Below are 20,385 nucleotides of genomic sequence, written 5' to 3' on the forward strand. Positions count from 1 at the left end.
AACATGACATTCAAGAAAATCGCCATCAGCCAGATGCTGATACTGGCGCTGGGCGGACTGACGGTACATACCGTGCGCGCCCAGAATGCGCCAGCCACAAAACTGAATTTTAAAAATTACCTGACCGCAGTCGAAACCAACAGCCTGGAGCTGGCAGCACAACGCGAGACCATCGTCGCTGCTGAAGCAGGCGTCGGCATAGCTGGCATACGCCCAGACCCAGAGTTCACCTATAGCGCCTCGCGTGAAACTGTCAGTGCGATCCATCCGCGTCCCGTCAGCCGTGGCCCATCGCTCAGTATGACGATAGAGACTGGCGGCAAACGCGATGCGCGCATCAAATCAGCACGCAGCAATGTGATGCTGACTGAAGCCACAGTCGCCGGTTTCAAACAACAGTTATACAGCGATTCGGCCATCGCCTTCGCCGAGGCATGCCGCACCCGCGACGTACTGGCGCGCAAGGAGAATACACTCAAAGCCCTGTCCGACATCGTGCGGGTCAACGAGGTACGACGCAAGGCTGGCGATGTAGGCGGCATCGAATTGCTGCAATCACGCGTGGAACGCGACCAGTTCCAGGCCGATGTCACGCAGTCGCGCGCAGATGCTGCATCAGCACGACTGGCGCTCTCGCTCACATTGGGACGACGAGTTGAGGATGTATTCGGCATGGCCGCCCTGGAATGCGGCTTTACGCCATTCGAGCGTGGTAACGATATCGAAGCCCTGATCCCGGAAGCCTTGCAATCACGCCAGGATGTATTGATTGCACGCGCCACGCTGGAGCATGCACACGACAACGCCTCGCTGACACGCGCAAACCGCTCGGTCGATCCGACCGTGTCACTGGGCGTCACCTCTACCCGTGGCTATCCGGGTGGTTTCGACCAGGGTGGCAACGCGATAGACGGTACTTCACGCTCCAATGTACTGGCCTTATCCATCAGCACTCCCATCCCGCTGTCGCGCCTCAATCGTGGCGACATCGTGCAAGCAGAATCTGCCGTCACACAAGCCATGCTCGGTCTGAACCAGTCTGAACTCAAGGCGGAATCGGACGTACGCACCGCACATCAGCGCTTCATCGCCGCCCGTGAAAACGTCGATCATTACCGCAAGGACGTACTAGTAAACGCGAACCGCATGCTGGATGGCATACGCCTGTCCTATCGTAATGGCGCAGCCTCGCTGCTGGAATTGTTGGCGGCGCAGCGTTCGGCGGATGAAGCCTACCTCGCCTATCTGCAATCTGAAGCGGACATGGCGACCGCTACCGTACAGCTCCAGCTTGCCATTGGTGAGCAACCATCGCTCTGATTGGATGACGTCGATGACTCACAGCAAACTCGGCATGATAGTTCTCGCCATCATGCTGCCGCTAGCAACCGCCTGCTCGACACTGTACGAAGGCAAATACGATTATTCAGATGGCTGGCGTGCGGCAATCGTGGAACAGCTAAGCACGCAGCGCGATGGCTTGAGTTGCCTAATCCAGGACGATCATCCTGAGCGCGTCACACCCACAGTCGATAACACTTTTGCGCTCGTCACGTATCGCGTGCTGAAAGGCAAGCGTAAGCGCATCGTAAAAATACCTGCGCTTGCTCCGGTACAAACAGGTGACACGGTCTACATCAACATACGCGATGCAACACTGGAAGCCGTACTTCCCACTCGTCATAAAAACTGAATATTCATACTCATTATCGCAAGCGGGGCACATCATGATTTGGCCCACTTTTCAATTCTCGGTCTGGCTGGCTTCCCTCGCCAGCCTCAGCGTCGCCTTCATACTCGGCGCCGTCATCGGCCTCGAACGCCAGATACGGCAACGTACCGCAGGTCTGCGTACCAACACACTGGTGGCAGTCGGTGCGGCGGTCTTCGTCGATCTGGCCGTACGCTTTCATGATGTACATGGCGGCTCACCCGGCCCGCTGCAAGTCGTCGCCTATGTGGTGTCTGGCATCGGCTTCCTCGGTGCAGGCGCGATCATGAAAGAAGGCTCGAATGTATTCGGCCTGAATACGGCCGCCACGCTATGGGGTTCGGCTGCGGTCGGTTCCTGTGCCGGAGCGAAAATGTTTCCGGAAGCCGTGCTGGCCGCGATGTTCGTATTGGCAGCCAATACCTTGCTGCGCCCTGTCGTCAACCGCATCAACCGTCGTCCGCTGCAGGAAGAATTCAGCGAAGCGACCTATACCGTCTACGTCATCTGCGAACGTGACTACCAGGCAGAAGTCCATGAAAAGATGGTGGCACTGCTTGAGGAATCCAACTATCCGGTACGCGCAGTCGACCAGCATCCCTTTGGTAACAATGACGTGGAAATCGAAGCCACCCTGTACGCGACTGCGATCGAGGCAGGGGAGCTGGACGATGTCATGACCGTCCTGCTGCAGGAGCACGGCGTACAACAAGCGTTCTGGAATGCCAGTTCAGAAGAGTAAGGGAAGAATAAAACCAGCCATCCTCCTGCCCCACCCTATGCAGGATCAGATACGGTTATATTACTGTCGGAGCAGACATAAGCGGCTGATCACCCTCTAGAGCTATTCAATATGAAACACGACATCGGCAGACCTTTACGTTCCCATCGCGTCCTGAGCATGGCAGGCCTGCTCGTCGCCATGGCCGTCATCTTTGTGGCGGACACGGTTACCGACTATGCAGTTGCCGCCGCCGGTTTCTACACGGCAGTGATCCTGGTCGCGGCACGCCTGATATCGGCGCGCGCACTCATCCTCCTCGCCGGTCTTTGCATCTTCCTGACCATATTCAGTTTTGCCCTGACCAAATTCGGTTCCTACCAGGTTGGCCTGATCAATTCCTGCATCAGCATAGTGGCAATCGCCATCACCACTTACCTGGCGCTGAAAATGAATGCGGCACAAGCTGCCGCGCAGCAGGCACAGGCACAACTGCTGCGCATCGCCCGCGTCACCAGTCTGGGCGAATTGAGCACGTCGATCGCGCACGAAGTCAATCAGCCGCTGGCTGCGATCGCCACCAGTGGCAATGCCTGCCAGCGCTGGCTCGATCAGCAACCACCTAATCTGGATAAGGCAAAACAGGCAGTCGAACGCATACTCGGTGACGCACACAGAGCCAGCGACATCATTGCGCGTGTGCGTGGCCTGACTCAGGGCGAACAGCCACACAAGAGTCACTTTGACCTGAATCAGGCGATACACGAAGTCGTCGCCATCTCGCGCACGGATGTCGAGGCACAAGGCATAAGCATAGACCTCAGTCTCGATGAAAACCTGCCACAGGTATTGGCAGACCGCGTGCAGATCCAGCAAGTCATCGTTAATATGGTGCTCAATGCCAGTGAAGCGATGGCAGACTATCAGGACAAAAAGAAAGAAATCAGGATTCAATCAGCGCTGAGTGCGCCGCACACAGTACAGTTCAGCATCATCGATAGCGGCGGCGGATTTGCCGCAGGCAGCATTGCACATATATTCGATCCGTTCTGGACCACCAAAGGCACAGGCATAGGACTCGGACTGGCGATCAGCCGCACTATCATAGAAGCCAACGGCGGCCGCATATGGGCCGAAGAGCATACTGACGGCGGCGCCATTTTTAAATTCAGCCTGCCGCTCGCAGAAGGGAACGCAGCATGAATGCAACGGCATCGACAAGCGGGATGGAAGCAGCCATCGTCTACATCATCGATGACGATAGTTCGGTGCGCGCCGCACTGGAGGATTTGCTGGCATCGGTAGGATTGCAGTCAGCCTGCTTTGGCTCGACCATGGAATTCCTCAAACACAAAATGGCAGATGCACCGGGCTGCCTGGTACTGGATATCCGCATGCCGGGTCAAAGCGGCATGGATTTCCATCGCCAGATGACAGAGCTGGGCATACAACTACCTACCATCTTCATCACCGGCCACGGCGACATCGCGATGGGTGTGCAGGCGATGAAAAATGGCGCGATCGAATTCCTGACCAAACCTTTCCGTGACCAGGATTTGCTCGATGCGATCCAGCACGGTATAGAAATCAATCGCGTGGCACGTGCCGAGCATGCGATCAGCGCACAACTGCAAAAACGCTGGAACTCGCTGTCTGCAGGTGAAAAGCAAGTCGTGCAACTGGTCGTGCAAGGCCAGCTGAATAAGCAAATTGCAGCAGCCCTGAACATCAGCGAGGTGACAGTCAAGGTGCGCCGCGGCGCTGCCATGCGCAAGATGGAAACTTCATCGCTGGCCGACCTCGTCAAGATTTCCGAGAAGCTCAAGATATGAAGCGATCCCCAGATCACGATCAGATCGTCGGCATCCTGCTGGCAGCAGGCCGGGGCACGCGCTTTGATCCGTCCGGTGCGCAAAACAAATTGCTGCAAACTACCCGCCAGGGCGACAAGGTCGTCGTAGCAGCGGCGAGCAAGCTGCTCGCCGCGTTACCGCAAGTCACGGCCGTTGTACGCAATGCGGATGACGCCGTCGCGCACGAGTTGGCGGAACTGGGCTGTCAGCTTGCGATCTGCCCGGACGCTGATCAGGGTATGGGCGTGTCATTGGTATGCGCGTTGACGCAACGTCGACATGCAGCGGGATGGGTCATCGCGTTGGCGGATATGCCGCATGTGCAGGCAACGACGATAGCCGCACTGGCTGAGGCGTTGAAGCAAGGAGCCGATATGGTCGCGCCCTTTTATCAGGGACAACGCGGCAATCCGGTTGCTTTCAGTAGCAAACACATAGCTGAACTACTGTTGCTGGGCGGTGATCAGGGTGCGCGCACCCTATTAAAAGCGCATCCGCTCACCCAAATTGAAGTCGACGATCCCGGCATACATCACGACATCGATACCTCGGCCGACCTCAAGGCCGCGGTTTAACGCCCCTCATTGAACGTATCCGGGTCTGACAATATCTCTACGATGCGGTCAAACACCAGCCTGATACGCGCCGGTACCGGACCGCGCTGTGGACGGTAGACATACAGTTCCCACGGCTCAGGCTGATAGCTATCCAATACTGTCACCAGGCGACCCGCACGTATGTGATGCTCGGCCAGGTGATTCGATATTTGTCCATAGCCCATGCCGGCCAGTACGGCGTCGCACTCCACTTCCGGATCATCGGTCACCAGTACCGGCATGCTGGGTGTAAATTGCATGCCTCGCGAGAAATACCACGGCCATATCCGTCCGGTATTACCATCCGTCAACTCTATCGTCGGCACTGCTGATAAATCCTGCGGATTGCGCGGCACGCCCCACTTGGCGATAAATTCCGGCGTAGCGACCACAAAGAAATCAACTTTTGCGACCGGACGCACGACAAAGCGGTTATCTCGCGGCAAGCCTATGCGCACACCGATATCGATCTTTTTATCGACCACATGTGTCACCAGATTGGTCACACTCAACTCGAGTTTGATGCCGGGATGCTGGCTTAATAAAGGCAGCAGGGAGCGCAACAGATAGCGCCGCCCTATCGTGCTCGGCGCGGTAATGCGCACCACCCCGGCCAGGTCACGATCAGAATGGCTGTCACTGGGGCGAAACAGGCTGTCCACACCCGTCACCATCTCACGCGCATGCTCGGCCAGCTGGGTACCGAACTCCGTAATCTGCATACCGCGCGTATTACGATGGAACAGTACCTCGCCTACCGCTTCTTCCAACTCCTTCACCGCGCGTGTAATCGCCTGCGGCGAAGTGCCGAGGCGGGCGGCTGCTTCCTTGAAACTGCTTGAATCTGCTGCGGCACAAAAAAGTCTAAGCATTTCGAGGCGATTCAGCACTTTTGCACCCTTTTTGTTCGTTATGCGCTTTTCAGATAGCGCTGACGCGAATTCCATATTTTGGAATTCTCAAATCTTAACATTTTCATTTATTGTGCGTTCAGGACTGCAGATACTAATAGCGCAATTTTGGTCACCCGCATTTCATCCCACCTCACTCCAAAAAATCATGGCGACTCTCACTATCAACGGCAAACAACATCAAATGGACCTGTCTGACGACACCCCCTTGCTGTGGGCATTACGCGACCACCTGGGAATGACGGGAACGAAGTTCGGTTGTGGCATGGCCTTGTGCGGCGCGTGCACCGTCCATCTCAACGGTCAGGCAATACGTTCCTGCATCACACCGGTTTCTGCTGCGGTCGGGCAAAAGATCACCACCATCGAAGCGATGGCGGAAGACAGCGTAGGCCAGCGCGTGCAACAGGCGTGGACAGATCTGGGCGTACCGCAATGCGGCTACTGCCAGTCGGGACAAATCATGTCCGCCGCCGCCCTGCTGAAAACCACGCCGCATCCTACCGATGCCGAAATTGAATCGGCCATGAGCGGAAACATCTGTCGCTGCGGTACCTACACACGCATACGCGCTGCAATCAAACAAGCCTCCGCCAAGAAGGGTTCATAAGATGAGCACCATATTTGAAAACGACAACAACGAAGCCCAGCTGCCTGCCCTGCCATCGATGAGCCGCCGTACCTGGCTCAAAGGCGTCGGTGCGCTCACCGGTCTGGCGCTTACGATAGGCACTTCCGGCATAGTACGTGCCGCTACCAGCGACGAGATCAAGAAATACGGCGGCGATGCCATGCCCGGCGGTCTGGTCGATGACACACTGGCTTTTGTATCGATAGGTGCAGATGGCATCGTCACCATCGTCGCGCATCGTTCCGAAATGGGACAAGGCGTGCGCACCAGCCTGCCTATGGTGGTGGCCGATGAACTGGAAGCCGACTGGAGCAAGGTCAAGGTCGTCCAGGCGCTGGGGCTGGAAGAGAAATACGGCAACCAGAACACCGATGGTTCACGCAGCATGCGTCACTCCTTTGAGCCTATGCGCCGGGTCGGTGCAGCCGCACGCCAGATGCTGGAAATCGCAGCAGCGCAGCAATGGAATGTCAAACCGGATGAAGTCCGTGCGAAAAACCATGAAGTGGTACACACCAAATCCGGCCGTCGTCTCGGCTATGGCGCACTGGCCGAAGCCGCAGCCAAGATCACGCCGCCAGCAACCAAGGATTTACGCCTGAAAAAACCTGCCGAATTCCGTTACATCGGCAAGGAAAGCACACGCGGTATCGATTTCAAAAACATCGTCACCGGCAACACACACTACGGCATAGACACACGCCTGCCCGGCATGCTGTATGCAGTCATCGCACGCCCGCTGGTGATGGGTGGCAAAGTCAGCAGCTACGATGCATCGGCAGCACTCAAAGTACCTGGCGTCATCCAGGTCGTCGAACTGAAAGGCAGCCCGGCACCCGCCGGCTTCCATCCGCTCGGCGGCATCGCGGTCATCGCCAGCAATACCTGGGCGGCCATGAAGGGGCGCGAAGCACTGAAGATCACCTGGGATGATGGCAAGCACGCCAGCTACAACTCGGTGGAATATAAAAAGACATTGCAGGAAGCCGCGCGCAAACCGGCCAAGGTAGTGCGCAACAATGGCGACACCATGAGCACGCTGTCCAAATCATCGCGTCGTATGGAAGCGGAATACTATCTGCCGCATATCGCACACGCGACGATGGAGCCGCCAGCCGCAACCGCACAAGTCAGCAATGGCAAGTGTGAAGTGTGGGCCTGTGTACAGGCACCGCAAGCGACGCGTGAAATCATCGCTACTCATCTCAAAATCAAACCGGAAGATGTCACCGTACACGTCACGCTATTGGGCGGTGGCTTCGGTCGCAAGTCCAAACCCGACTTCGCGGCAGAAGCGGCCTTGTTGTCACAAGCGATGAAAGGTGTGCCGGTCAAAGTGACATGGACCCGCGAAGACGACATCCACAATGATTACTTCCACACTGTCTCGGTCGAACGACTGGAAGTAGCACTGGATGCAGCGGGCAAACCGACGGCCTGGCTGCACCGTACTGCCGCGCCGACGATTGCTTCCATCTTTGCGGAAGGAGCCAAAGGCGAACAACCATTCGAACTCGGCATGTCCGCTGTCAACATCCCGTTTGTCATACCCAACTTCCGGGTTGAAGCACCGGAAGTCGAAGCGCATACCCGCATAGGCTGGTTCCGCTCGGTTTCGAACATCCCGCACGTGTTTGCGATTCAATCCTTTGTCGCCGAACTGGCGGCAGCGGCCAAACGTGACCATCGCGATTACCTGCTGGACCTGATCGGCCCGTCGCGCAAAATCAATCCCAAGGATATGGCCGATGAATGGAACTACGGTGAATCGCCGGAGCGCTATCCACTGGATACCGGTCGCATGCGTAAAACCATTACGCTCGCCACCGAAAAAGCAGGCTGGGGCCGCAAACTGGCGAAAGGACATGGACTCGGCCTCGCTGTCAGTTACAGCTTCGTCACCTATGTCGCTGTCGTCATCGAAGCAGTCGTCAACGCCAAGGGTGAGCTATCGATCCCGCGTGTCGACATCGCCGTTGACTGCGGCCCGCAAATCAATCCGGATCGCATCCGTTCGCAACTGGAAGGCGCCTGCATCATGGGACTCAGCCTGGCATTGACGGGTGAAATCACCTTCAAGGATGGCCGTGCCGAACAAGGTAACTTCCATGAGTATGAAGTCATACGCTCGATGGATGCACCACGTGAAATCCGTGTGCACTTTGTCAAACATGATTTTGACGTGCCTTTGGGCGGTGTTGGCGAACCTGCAACACCACCGATCGCTCCGGCGCTGTGCAATGCCATTTTTGCGGCTACCGGCAAACGCATACGCGACCTGCCTGTGCGGAATCAGCTGCAGGCAAAAACATCCTGAGCAGATAAGGAATAGCTATGGATAGCATCGATCTCGAAGTACTCAAGGCTGCCGATGCCTGGCTGGATGAAGGTCATGCCTGCGAACTGGTCACCGTGGTGCAGACCTGGGGTTCCAGTCCTCGCCCGGTCGGCGCCATGATGGTGATACGGCAGGATGGACGCATCATAGGTTCGGTCTCCGGCGGCTGTATCGAAGACGACCTGATCGCACGGGTGCGCGGTGCTGAAGTAAAACGCAGCGCACCCGAGCTGGTCACCTATGGCATCAGTGCGGAAGAAGCCTACCGTTTCGGCCTGCCCTGCGGTGGCACTATCAAACTGGCCATCGAACCACTGGCGGAAAAGAGCAAGATCAAGCAATTGCTGGCACACGTCACGCGCCACGAACTGGTCATGCGTCAGCTCGACCTGCACAGTGGCGCCGTACGCCTCGCCCCGGCCACAACTGGCGCGACACTGGATCTCACACTCGGTGTGCTGACCACTATCCACGGTCCGCGCTGGCGTTTGCTGATCATAGGTGCCGGGCAGCTGTCGCAATTCCTGGCGCAGATCGCGACCGGCCTGGATTACCAGGTGGTGGTGTGTGATCCACGTGAAGAGTATCGCCTGGCATGGCAAGTACCTGATGTAGAAGTCATCCATGCGATGCCGGACGACCTGGTACTGGAAATGAAAATGGACAGCCGCACTGCGGTGGTCGCACTCACGCATGACCCCAAGCTGGATGACCTGGCATTGATGGAAGCACTGAAATCGGAAGCATTCTATGTAGGCGCTATTGGTTCTCGCATCAACAATGCGCGCCGTCGTGAACGCTTGAAGGAATTCGATCTCAGCGATACACAATTGCAGCGTCTGCACGGCCCGATCGGGCTGTATATAGGCAGCAAGACACCGGCAGAAATCGCGATCTCTATCCTCGCCGAACTGACCGCGATACGGAATGGTGTCGCCCTGCCGGACAAGATGAGCGTGGCAGCAGCGAAAGATGAAATCGAAATGCCGCTGTGGACGGTGGCAGAACAGGAGCACGTGCCGCAGCAGGTCAACTGATTAATGCTGCGGTAAGCGGGCCCTGATCTGCGAGACGGGCCGCTGCATTATGGGCCCGCACCACCACTTCAAACTCGGCATTCGGCACCGGCCGACTCAGCAAATAGCCTTGATAGGAAAGGCAGCCTAGCGCAGCCAGGAACTGTCTTTGTTCCTGTGTTTCTACGCCCTCTGCTATCACATGCAAACCCATGCCGCGTGCCAGTTCGACGACTGTACGTACGATGGTCACATCATTTGAATCAAACAACATATCACGCACGAAGGATTGATCGATCTTGAGCTGGTCCAGCGGCAATTTCTTCAGATAACTCAGCGATGAATAACCGGTACCGAAATCATCGAGTGACAGACGTACGCCTTTTTCCTTGATCGCATGCATTTTGCTGATGATGTCATTCACATCGTTGACCAGCATGCTTTCGGTCAATTCAAGTTCGAGCCGGGTCGGGTCTATACCGGATCTATCCAGTACCGACACCAGCTGACTGACGAAATCCGGTTGCTTGAACTGCAGTGCACTGACATTGATCGCCAGGCACAGATGGGCGGTTTCCGGATTTGCTGCCCAGCTACGCAACTGCGCACAAGCCATGCCCAGCACCCAATGTCCTATCGGCAGGATCAAACCAGTTTGCTCGGCCAGTGGAATGAAGTCTGCCGGTGACACCATGCCCTTGACCGGATGCTGCCAGCGCAGCAGCGCTTCAGCCCCGACGATGCGGCCATCATTGCCGGTCTGTGGCTGGTAATACAGCATCAACTGGTTCGCTGTCACGGCCTTGCGCAAATCTGCTTCCATCACATTGCGCTCAGACAGATCGGCTTGCATCACCCACAGCAGGGTCCAGAGCAAACCGGTCACCAGGATGTTGTGTATCCAAGTGCCCGCTACCCGGACATCCGGCCCCAGCGCATAAGCGGTCGTCGGCACCCAGGAAGTGCTGGCAAAGAAGACAAAGCCCAGCAAGGCCATGAATACCATGCCATGCCTGAGCCAGCGCTTGTCACCCTTAAATACCAGCCAGGCAAACAAGGCGACTACGAGGAAGTAATTTTGATTGGAGCGCGGAGCGTCCGGCGTCGGCACATCGAGAAATGTACAAAACACACAGAGGATGAGATAGACCGCGCAAAACATGGTGATGGAAGCCGCGCGTATATGGCCGCGCAATGTCAGCGCCGCAGTGGCAGCAGCAACAGCAACCGAAACGACATTCAGCGGCCAGACATCCCAGTTACCCCGCGCGACAAAATACACGCCCCACACCACGGAAATGATAGCCAGCACCAGGGAACTCAGCAGCAAGGCACGGCGCATGCGTAGCGACTGCTTGCTGATGAAGTTGGCCGACATATCCATAGATAGCTTCTCCCTGTCCGGCTCCCAGTTTGAATTCAAGGCCGATTGGAGAAAAGTCTACGCCGGAGCAATGTTGACAGCAAGAAAAAACGGAAACCGGATGATCAACTGCTATGTCAGAACGACGCTTAGAAGGTTAGGGCCAGCATGCCCCAGAGGCGACCGGAGCGATCGGTATCACTGCGCGCCGGTTCACTGCCGATTTTATGCGCGTACATCACGCGCAGTTCCAGCCGGTTTGGCATCGCGAACGTAACACCGACACCCGCACCCGACAAGCGACGCTGATTGTCGCCCTGGATAAACTGCTGCGCGTTGGTCTTCACCATGCCACTATCGATAAAGCCACTCAGCATCAATTGACCTGGTAACAGTTGTTGATCCAGGGTGTGGCGGATTTCAGCCGTTGCCACATAGCCCTGGTCGCCCGATGCTTCGCCACTGGGATAAGCGCGCACTGCGAAGGGCCCGCCCAAGGACATCTTTTCGGCCGAATCGAGATTCTTCGACGCTTGCTGGCCGTTGACCGAGAGCAGCAACATAGTGCTGTTATTGAGCCATTGATATTGCGCCAGCGTATAGGTGTAGCGCTGGTAAGTACCATTGGTACGCGCCGACAAATCATCTATCTCGCGCGCCAGCGGCGTCTCGATATCAAGTTGTCCGCTTTCGGCACGCAGGCTGAACGTGGTCGTACCTTCCGATGAACCTATGCGATTGCGCACATCACCGCTCAAGCCCAGGCCCGCGACCTGATTGGTTTTGCGCGTGCTGCTGGCAAAGGCACCGACATTATCCTGCAAGGACTTTTGATCCAGTCCGGCTTCCAGGTTCAGATTGAAATCGCGTGAACGTCGCAACGGATAGCTGGCAGTCGCTGACCATACACCAGCGCGGCCGTATGCATCCAGCGACGCGAAATTGCCGCCCACCTGATAGCGTGATTCGACATAGGCCAGACCCACGCGCAAGCCATCACCACCGACTGCGATGCTATAGCCGAGGCGTGCATAGTCCTGTCCGTCGGCTGTAGTAAATACGCGTGCGTCCAGGCGATCGGCATTACCAGTAGGATTGTTCCACTGCACGGCACCGCCGAAACGGTTGCGGCCGGTATTGCGCACACCATAGTTATCGGCTTCCAGTCGTGCATATACACGCGGTGCCGCACCTACCTTGACGGTAAGATCGGTAGTGCCCGGTACAGCACCCGCTTGCAAATTACCGCCAGCCTGGGACGCCTGCGTGACGTCCTGTATCAGCAGGATCGCACGCTCCAGCTCTGCGTCGCTGACGGTCTCACCCAGCTGTTGCGGTGTCAGGTAGCGCTGCAGGATGGCGTCGGAAAACCCCGACTGGTTCTCCAGCCTGACCTTGTCGTAATGCCCTTCCAGCACCGCGATTTCGACCACGCCGTTCTGTATGTCCTGTGCCGGAATATAGGCACGCGCAACCAGATAACCGTGCTTGCGGTAGTAGCTGGTAATGCGTTCCGCCGCAGACTCCAGTTCGCTCAGGCTGCGCTCGGGACCAATGACATCCTGCACCAGCGGCAGCAGCAGCGCGCTATCTATGGATAGATTCCCAGTGATGCGAAATGCCTGCACCTGGAAGCGTATGCTATCGACCGCAGGCACGGGTGCCTGCGGCTCCGGTGGCAGTTGTATCGTGCCCGTCGCGGGCATGGGCAAGGCCGGAGCTGATTGCTGCGACTCGCGCAGGGTGCTGCCCGCATTCGGCAAGACCTGCGCTAGCGCAACTGCACTACTGCTTAAACACAAGGCCAGGACCAGACCGGATGGTGCATAAGCACGATCAAACGACATACGGGTTTTCTTCATACAGATAGACATACACACTTAAACATTTTCATCATCGTCTGGATATACAGGGAAGCCTACTTACCCAGCAAATCTGAAACCCGGTTCGGGCGTTGCGCAGCTTCTGCCTCCATTACCCGGCCTTTTTGGATTAAAGCGGCGGCCTCTTGCAATCCACTAGCCACCGCATTGGCTGTCGAGCCTGCACCAGTCGCCGGTCTGCCTGTAGATGGGCTCGTAGCCTGAGCAGTCATGACATCGCGCAGATTAGGCCGGACTGCATTAGCTCTGCTGCCCTGCGTAGCTGCGGCGTTCGTCGCTGCAAGCGCTGCACCTGTAGCTGCCCCGGACGCACTGACTGCTCCGTTTGCGATGCTGGCTGCTGCCGCGGTGATTGCATTCTGAAACTTCTGCTGCCCCGCAGCCATTGCCTGATCAGCAGCTGCGGTTCCCGCATCTAGCATTGCCTTCGTGTCGCCCAGCTTTTGGGCAATCTCAGCTTGCCGCATTGCCTGCACTTTTGCCATCATGTCCGCTATCATGGTTGACACGGCAGTCCCATCAGTAACGACCGGGCTTGGTGTCGGAGTTGCGGACGTTGCGCCTGGAGGTGCAACGTCACCCATTTCAGCTATTATTTTTTTCATCACCTCACTCATTTCGGCGATGAAGCTCGTCGCCTGATTGTACGAATCCCTGCTCTTCTGATTAAGGCCATCCAGTCGCGCCAAATCAGTCTGCGAGGAGGGAACAGCCCCATTAGTCGTGCCATTGGTAGCGACCTTGTCCACTTCCGGTTTCTGGGTTGCGGCCTGTGCATTCAGGAATTTTGATCTCGCGTCTGCAATGCTCGTCAACAGCTTAGCTACCGCATCCGACATCATCTGATCAGCCGCAGCCGTCATGGTTGCGCCTTGCGCCTTGAGCTCGGCGACCGCTTTATCGCGCTCCGCGTTACGCTCGCCGAGGGCATTTTTTCTGGCATCCAGTTCTGCCTGCTTGGCCGCTTTGGCAGCCTCTGCAGATGAGTTAGGCTGAGTTTTATCCAGCGGCTGGGCTTTGCTCAAATCAGGAGGCACGCCGTCAGGCATTTTTTTGTTTAAGTCGGCAATCATGGCTGCCAACTGAGCCGGGCTTACTGCACTATTTGCCAACGCGGTTTTCACAAAATCACCCATCAAACTATCGATCATGCCGTTAATACTCGCGAGGGCCTGAGCATCGCTAATGTCTACCGAGTCCTTGAATTTCGCCAACTGCTCTGCGAGCAATTTCATATTCTCCGCAAATATCTCAGCCTGGCTTTTTAATATAGTTTCAATGATCTTGGGATCAACGGACTTTATAAAGCTGTCTATGTCTATCGGCTTAATGTTTCCTTTTAAATCGGGTGCCAATGCCGCCTGCACTGCGTTGATGTTTTCTGTCAAAGCTTGATTCTCTGTGACAGATGCAACCGTCTTGGGAACAAAATTCCAGGCAAAGACCGGAGCCGCAGCTTCCTGCTTCCAGATACTGGCAAAGTCCCAGCCTGCAAAAATCGGACGCGAGCCGCCGCCCTGCATTTCAAGCGTGCTGCGACCTTCACCACCTGCACTACCACTACGTCCGGAGGTCTGTGTGTTCCAGTAGCTGGCATCGATAGTGGCAAGTGACGCTCCAGGCGTCAGGATTTCATTACTGCCTATCAGTCCACCGATATTGCTGCCGCTACCGGTGACAGCTCCAGTTGCATAGGTATTGCGCACTTGCCCGCCATCCTGGATATTGCCTATGAGGCCACCGACACCCGTGTTGCCGCTAACCGCACCAGTGGCATATGCATTGCGAATTTGTCCTCCATCATTCAACCCAACCAGACCGCCAACACCAAACTGTCCGTTCACATTGCCGCTGGCATACGCCTGATCTATCTGCCCATAGTTCCAGCCGACCAGACCACCAACGTTATTGATACCGCTCACTGTGCCGGTGGCGAAGGATTTCGTGATGCTGCTGCCCTGATAGTTGACGCCCACCAGACCGCCAACAAAGTCACTACCGCCTTCATTACCACTCGCACTTCCGGTGGCGTGTGCATTGTGCACTGACGAATTCAGCAAGGAACCAGCGAGCGCGCCGACATATGCAGCGCCGACGAAGTTACCGCCGATGACGCCGATGTTGCTGAGACTGCCGTTTTCTACCTGGCCAAACAAGCCTACATAGTTCTGCGACAGGCGATTGATGGTCATGTTCGCGACTACATATCCCTGGCCGTCGAAATTACCTTTGAAAGAATTGCCGAGATTACCGATAGGCATAAAGCCGGCACCGTTATTCCAGTTCGCGGTGCCGGTGGCATCGATATCATTCGTCAGGCGATAGCTGCCTGCCAGCAAGGCGGTACTGCTGCCCACGCCCTGCAAACCGTAGACATCTGTAATCCGATACGCATTGCCGCTGCTGCCATCACCCCCGGCGGCACGTAAAAAGCTGCCGTTGTTGATGCGGAAGTCCTGTGCACTGAAGGCAGCCAGGTTGCTGCTGTTTTGTATCCAGTTGCCACCATTCAGCGTAAAGGTTTTGACGTTCACCGCTGCCGGTGCGCTGATGGTGTTCACGGCATTCAGCGTCAAACCACCTTGACCCGCGTTGATCGCGGCATTCAGGTTGATATTGCGCTCTGCTTCCAGTGTCAGGGTATTCGCCGAGTTCCAGCTCACGGCGTCATTGACGAAAATATCGCCATTACCGGCATGACCATCGTTCACTGTCTTGAAGGTCACATTGGTGCCACCCAACATGGTGCTGAGGGTGCTGGCCGTGATGTCGCCGCCGCTGTTGGCGATGATGAAGTCGTTCGGGTCTATTAGCCACATGCCGGTCTTGCCATGTGCTGCGGCGGTCGTGACTTGCACACTGTCTGCTATCTTGACCTTGCCGCCGGAGGTATCGATGAAGCCGCCATTGCCACCGGCGCTGGCAGATGCATCCAATTTACCGTCGACCATGGCAGTACCGCCATGTGCCATCAGGCGAATTTCACCATTCTGATTGCTGACCGTGCGCGCCTGGATCACACCGGTATTGTTAACCACACCGGACAGCACCGCATCCTGCCCTTTGCTGCTGAGCAGTACCACGCCGCCATCGGCCTGTATCAATTGGTGATTGGCTGCCAGTGCATCTACCGCGCCCTGGTCTATGCTGAGTGTCAGCAAACTATGCTCCGCCAGCGTCAAAGTCATTTCAGTGCCAGCTGCCATCGTCACATTGCCGCCATCCGCAATCAGCTTGCCTTCGTTGATGACTTTCGGTGCCAGCAAGGCGATGTAGCCACCGTTAGCGTTGATCTCACCCTGGTTCACGACACTAGCTCCGGCCACACCGCCCGGTGTAAATACATACTTGCCGTTGCCGTTCATGAAATCGTTGTCGCTCAGCTTCATGGTCGTGGCGACCAGGCCACCCACATTCACTTGTGCGCCATTGCCAAACAGGACACCGTTCGGATTCAGGATGAACACCTGGCCATTGGCCGACAGATTGCCGAGGATTTGCGATGGGTCTTGCCCCAGCACACGGTTCAGCGCAATCGCATGCGCACCCGGCTGGTTGAAACGCACACTTTCGTTGGCACCGATATTGAAGCTATTCCAATTGATCGCCAGGCGATCGCTGTTTTGCTGGATGGTGGTGGTATTGCCGTTTTGTGCGATGCTGCCGCTGCCAGCGCTGACCTGCCCACCCGCCGGCGCGGCACAGGCCAGAGCTGCGGGCAGCAGGCCGGACAGCAGTGCCGCCAGTCGTCGTGCGCTACGACGCTTGTTGCGACGGCCGCCGCCAGACAGTTCAGAGACGGCGACCAATGCGCCGTGCGTCCTGCTTCTGATCACGCGATAGATGTGGTTCATGCCGGCCTCGCTTAATGGTGTAATGGCTGGCATGATAAAAAACTTTCTTTATATCCACATTGGACTAAAGTCTCATGCAATCTAAATAATATTGTGACAAGCTCGATCCCGGTCGCTACCCATATCCCACTCCATGAGCCAGCCCTCCGCCATCAATAACAATAGCCTGCAGGCCGATCAGATCTACCGCGCCCAGATGGCGGTGCTGCGCCATAACTTCCCGTTCTCGTTACTGGGCGCCTTGTTGACGGCTGTTTTAATCGTGCTGGTTTTGCATGATGTCTTCCCCATGCGCGATTTATTGCTGTGGCTGGGACTTAATTGCCTGTTGCTGGCTTGCCGTTTCGGCATCGTGCTGCGCTATCGCAGTGCCAGCGCCGACGAGCAGGACGTAAGCGCACTGCAACGCTGGGAACGATGGACGTTATGGAGCACGGCAGCGGCAGGCTTGCTGTGGGGCCTGCCCTACGCCTACTGGATGTACTACGCACCGTTCGAGCAACAAATGTTTTTGATCGTCGGCTTGCTGACGCTGGGTACCGGCGCAATCTACGCCTACTGCATCCACCTGCGCCTGCTGTACGCATTCGAGATTCCGTACTTCGCGCCACCCTTCGTGATCCTGGCGCTGTTGCCGGGTAGCGTGCACCATATCCTGGCAGTAGCCGGTGCCTTGTATCTGCTGGTGACACTGGCCTTTGCCCATCGCATGTATCGCACCCAACTCGATTCGCTGCGCATGCGTTTTGAAAATACCGACCTGCTGAAAAAACTCGCCATCGAAAAGGAAGCAGCCGAGCGCAGCAACCTGGCGAAATCACGCTTCCTCGCCGCTGCCAGCCATGACCTGCGCCAACCGGTGCACGCGCTCAGTCTTTACCTTGGCGTCTTGCGTGAACAGGATTTGAATCCAAAAAGTCGGCAGCTGGTCGATCACATAGGTCGCGCCACGCTGGCGATGGGTGGTCTGTTTGATGGCTTGCTGAATATCTCGCGGCTGGACGCAGGTGTGATCCGGCCACAACGCCGTCACTTTCGCCTTGCACCCATACTCGAACAACTGCTGCTCGAGTACACCCCGCAAGCCAGCGCACAGGGCTTGCGACTGCGCCTGCATAGAGGGCCGTGGCCGGTGGTGCAATCTGATCCGGTTTTACTCGACCGCATCCTGCGCAATCTGGTCGACAACGCGATACGTCATACCCGCAACGGTGGAGTGCTGATAGGATGCCGTCGCCGTGGCAACACGCTGCGCATAGAAGTGTGGGATAGCGGCGTCGGTATTGCAGCAGCCGAACAGGAAAACATCTTCATGGAGTTTCACCAGGTCGACAATCCGGAACGGGATCGCAGCAAAGGGATGGGCCTGGGCCTGGCGATCGTGCGTCGTACCGCTGACCTGCTCAAGCACCCACTGACACTACGCTCACGCCCCGGACGCGGCAGCGTATTCAGCCTGAGCCTGCCGCTGGGTGATGCGCACACTGCAGATCCGGTCGCGCATAAAGCGGAAGTACCGAAAGCCGACGGCCAATGGATATTCGTGATTGATGACGATGCAGACAATCTGCAAGGCTTGCGCCTGCTGCTGGAAACCTGGGACTACAAAGTAGTGACCGGCCATAGTGGCGACGACATCCTGCAAGCGGCAGCGCATTGCCCGCACAAGCCTGATTTGATCCTGAGTGATTTCCGCCTGCGTGCACATGAAACCGGCATAGAAGTGATAGACCGCCTGCATGAGGAATATGCGGATGACACTATCCCGGCGGTGCTGTTGACGGGTGATACCGACCCGCGACGCCTGATCGAAGCCTCGGCACGCGCCTGGCCCTTGCTGCATAAACCGGTGGATGCTGCGCATCTGCGGCGCGTGCTGGCACAAATGCTGGAACACGGCGCGACTGAAGCCGCCGTTAATACACCGCTCTGAATCTGCGAATATTTAGCGCGGCTTGCCGAGCAAACCTGCGCGACGTGCAACCAGTGTCGCCTGCGTACGGTTAAGTACACCGAGTCCGGATAACACTGCAGTGACATGGGCTTTCACGGTTTTTTCCGTCATACCCAGTTGTTCGGCAATTTCGCCGTTACGCAAACCATCACACATCAGTCTTAGTACTTCGGTCTGCCGTGGCGTCAGCCGACTCAGCAGGGATGCATCATCGTCGTTGTTGCCATGCGTGTTATCCGCAGTCGCGAGGCTGTCAAAAGTCGGCGGCAAATAACCGTGCCCCTGCATCACACTGCTCAGTGCGGCAAACAGGGTTTTGCTATCTGCTGATTTATGGATGAAGCCATGCGCACCGCTGGCCAGTGCATGTCGCACATCATCCGGATCTTCCGAGGCGGACAGCGCGAGTATGCGCAAGCCGGGCCGGAGTTGACGCAAACGCTGTAGCAGCGCACCACCACCGATATCCGGCAGGTAGTAATCCATCATCACGGTGCTGATTGCCGTTTCCGTTTGTACCAGCTGTAGGGCTTCGTTGCCGCTGGCAACGCTATGTATCTGCAGCGTCGGATCAGCCTGCACCAATGCCAGCGTCAGTCCCTCGCGGAACATAGCATGATCGTCGATCAGTAATACAGATGACACTGGCGTCTCCTTGGCTTGCGCTGGCCTTAGCTGACTCGCATTATCGCTTAATTGGAACTATGCCTGCGCCCTGATTTGCTTACTGTCCGCCGCGTGCTTCAGCGAGTGCGATGGTCAGGTGCTGCACTTTCTTTTTCAACTGATCGCGTTCTTCGTTCAGTTCAGCGATTTTCAGATTCAGTTTATGAATGGTGATTTGATCCGGTGTCGCATCATCTGGTGGTGGTACCGGCTCGGGCTTGGGTGGCAGTTTTGCTTCACGCACCTGGCGTGCAACCTGACGCAATTCCTTCTTGCCACCGGCGACCGCTTCTTTTTGCTTCTCTTCCGGTAGCGAAGAAATCGCGGCGGCGGCATTGATGGACACCACACCGGTCTTTACCGCCTGCACCAGTTCTGGCGTTGCAGTCTTTTGGATTTTTTCTATCTGGCCCAGCGTCACGCTGCTGATACGTGCTTCCTTGGCGATGACATCACGTTTCAACGGTGGCTCGGCTGCGCTTGCAGTGCTGGCTTCCGCATCTGCCTCAGCAGGCGCGGCTTCCTTCACCTGCGCCACGCGCGCCGACAGGATCTCCTTCTTGCGCAAAGCCAGTATGCCGCGCTGGAAGTCAGATACGCTGCGTCGCCCCAGATGATTATCTATCATCCACAGGTGGACATCGTCCATCGACTTGAAGGTTTCGTTTTGTCTCGTGTTAAAGGCAATGCCGTGTTTCTGGCAGATACCGTAACGATTGTGACCATCGATCAGCAAATCACCCCATAACACCAGCGCATCACGGCAACCTTCCGCCAGCAAGCTACGCTCCAGCGCCGCATATTCGTCGCTGGTCAATGGATCTATATAGGCTTTCAGTTCTTCGTTGACGGTAATGGTGGTCATGGTTCAGCAAAAAATGAGTAAGG

Annotated in this window: 16 protein-coding genes; 10 read left to right on the plus strand and 6 right to left on the minus strand. The window is 56.6% G+C overall.

The annotated features are described in order from the left end of the window. Positions 1-3 precede the first annotated feature (3 nt). From IXC47_RS00310 to IXC47_RS00335, 6 genes are all read left to right on the plus strand, one after another. Positions 4-1,320 carry a TolC family protein gene (locus IXC47_RS00310; RefSeq protein WP_195874365.1) on the plus strand — a complete coding sequence of 439 codons (1,317 nt, stop codon included), beginning with the start codon at positions 4-6 and terminating at the stop codon, positions 1,318-1,320. Positions 1,321-1,333: 13 nt separating this feature from the next. Next, complete coding sequence (locus IXC47_RS00315; RefSeq protein WP_175625268.1) at positions 1,334-1,693, plus strand: hypothetical protein; 360 nt, start codon at positions 1,334-1,336, stop codon at positions 1,691-1,693. 34 nt (positions 1,694-1,727) lie between these two features. Next, a complete protein-coding gene (locus IXC47_RS00320; protein WP_195874366.1) occupies positions 1,728-2,453 on the plus strand; it encodes an MgtC/SapB family protein in 726 nt (241 codons plus the stop codon). A gap of 111 nt (positions 2,454-2,564) precedes the next feature. Then, positions 2,565-3,635 carry a sensor histidine kinase gene (locus tag IXC47_RS00325; protein WP_195874367.1) on the plus strand — a complete coding sequence of 357 codons (1,071 nt, stop codon included), beginning with the start codon at positions 2,565-2,567 and terminating at the stop codon, positions 3,633-3,635. Next, on the plus strand, positions 3,632-4,264 hold the full coding sequence (locus tag IXC47_RS00330; RefSeq protein ID WP_217703441.1) for a response regulator transcription factor: 633 nt from the start codon (positions 3,632-3,634) through the stop codon (positions 4,262-4,264). The genes IXC47_RS00325 and IXC47_RS00330 overlap by 4 nt, the downstream gene beginning before the upstream one ends. After that, positions 4,261-4,860, plus strand: a complete 600-nt coding sequence (locus tag IXC47_RS00335) for a nucleotidyltransferase family protein (RefSeq protein ID WP_195874368.1) — start codon at positions 4,261-4,263, stop codon at positions 4,858-4,860. Before IXC47_RS00330 ends, IXC47_RS00335 begins: the two co-directional genes overlap by 4 nt. Here IXC47_RS00335 and IXC47_RS00340 read toward each other — a convergent pair. After that, on the minus strand, positions 4,857-5,771 hold the full coding sequence (locus tag IXC47_RS00340; protein ID WP_195874369.1) for a LysR family transcriptional regulator: 915 nt from the start codon (positions 5,769-5,771) through the stop codon (positions 4,857-4,859). The genes IXC47_RS00335 and IXC47_RS00340 overlap by 4 nt on opposite strands. 169 nt (positions 5,772-5,940) lie before the next feature. Between IXC47_RS00340 and IXC47_RS00345 the strand changes: the two genes are divergently transcribed. From IXC47_RS00345 to IXC47_RS00355, 3 genes are read left to right on the plus strand one after another with little or no spacing between them, the layout of a single operon-like run. Next, positions 5,941-6,402: a (2Fe-2S)-binding protein gene (locus IXC47_RS00345; protein WP_195874370.1), complete on the plus strand. Its 462-nt coding sequence runs from the start codon at positions 5,941-5,943 to the stop codon at positions 6,400-6,402. Between the two features lies 1 nt (position 6,403). Then, positions 6,404-8,740, plus strand: a complete 2,337-nt coding sequence (locus tag IXC47_RS00350) for a xanthine dehydrogenase family protein molybdopterin-binding subunit (protein ID WP_195874371.1) — start codon at positions 6,404-6,406, stop codon at positions 8,738-8,740. Positions 8,741-8,757: 17 nt separating this feature from the next. Then, positions 8,758-9,798, plus strand: a complete 1,041-nt coding sequence (locus IXC47_RS00355) for an XdhC family protein (protein ID WP_195874372.1) — start codon at positions 8,758-8,760, stop codon at positions 9,796-9,798. Here IXC47_RS00355 and IXC47_RS00360 read toward each other — a convergent pair. The 3 genes from IXC47_RS00360 to IXC47_RS00370 all read right to left on the minus strand — a co-directional run bounded on the left by IXC47_RS00360 (position 9,791) and on the right by IXC47_RS00370 (position 16,910). After that, entirely contained in the window at positions 9,791-11,161 is a 1,371-nt protein-coding gene (locus IXC47_RS00360) for a putative bifunctional diguanylate cyclase/phosphodiesterase (protein WP_230089320.1), read from the minus strand. The genes IXC47_RS00355 and IXC47_RS00360 overlap by 8 nt on opposite strands. Positions 11,162-11,289: 128 nt before the next feature. Further along, positions 11,290-12,987: a ShlB/FhaC/HecB family hemolysin secretion/activation protein gene (locus tag IXC47_RS00365; RefSeq protein WP_195874373.1), complete on the minus strand. Its 1,698-nt coding sequence runs from the start codon at positions 12,985-12,987 to the stop codon at positions 11,290-11,292. A 71-nt stretch (positions 12,988-13,058) separates the two neighbouring features. Further along, on the minus strand, positions 13,059-16,910 hold the full coding sequence (locus tag IXC47_RS00370; RefSeq protein ID WP_195874374.1) for a two-partner secretion domain-containing protein: 3,852 nt from the start codon (positions 16,908-16,910) through the stop codon (positions 13,059-13,061). 100 nt (positions 16,911-17,010) lie between these two features. Here IXC47_RS00370 and IXC47_RS00375 point away from each other — a divergent pair, with 100 nt between their 5' ends. Beyond that, complete coding sequence (locus IXC47_RS00375) at positions 17,011-18,810, plus strand: ATP-binding response regulator (protein WP_195874375.1); 1,800 nt, start codon at positions 17,011-17,013, stop codon at positions 18,808-18,810. 12 nt (positions 18,811-18,822) lie between these two features. On the opposite strand, the gene IXC47_RS00380 is transcribed toward IXC47_RS00375, so the two are convergent. After that, positions 18,823-19,476 (minus strand): response regulator, encoded by a 654-nt coding sequence (locus tag IXC47_RS00380; RefSeq protein ID WP_195874376.1) that lies wholly within the window; start codon positions 19,474-19,476, stop codon positions 18,823-18,825. 79 nt (positions 19,477-19,555) lie between these two features. Further along, on the minus strand, positions 19,556-20,362 hold the full coding sequence (locus IXC47_RS00385) for a ParB N-terminal domain-containing protein (protein WP_195874377.1): 807 nt from the start codon (positions 20,360-20,362) through the stop codon (positions 19,556-19,558). Positions 20,363-20,385 lie beyond the last annotated feature (23 nt).

Source organism: Herminiimonas contaminans (genome assembly GCF_015645465.1).
GTDB classification, from domain to species: Bacteria; Pseudomonadota; Gammaproteobacteria; order Burkholderiales; family Burkholderiaceae_D; genus Oxalicibacterium; species Oxalicibacterium contaminans.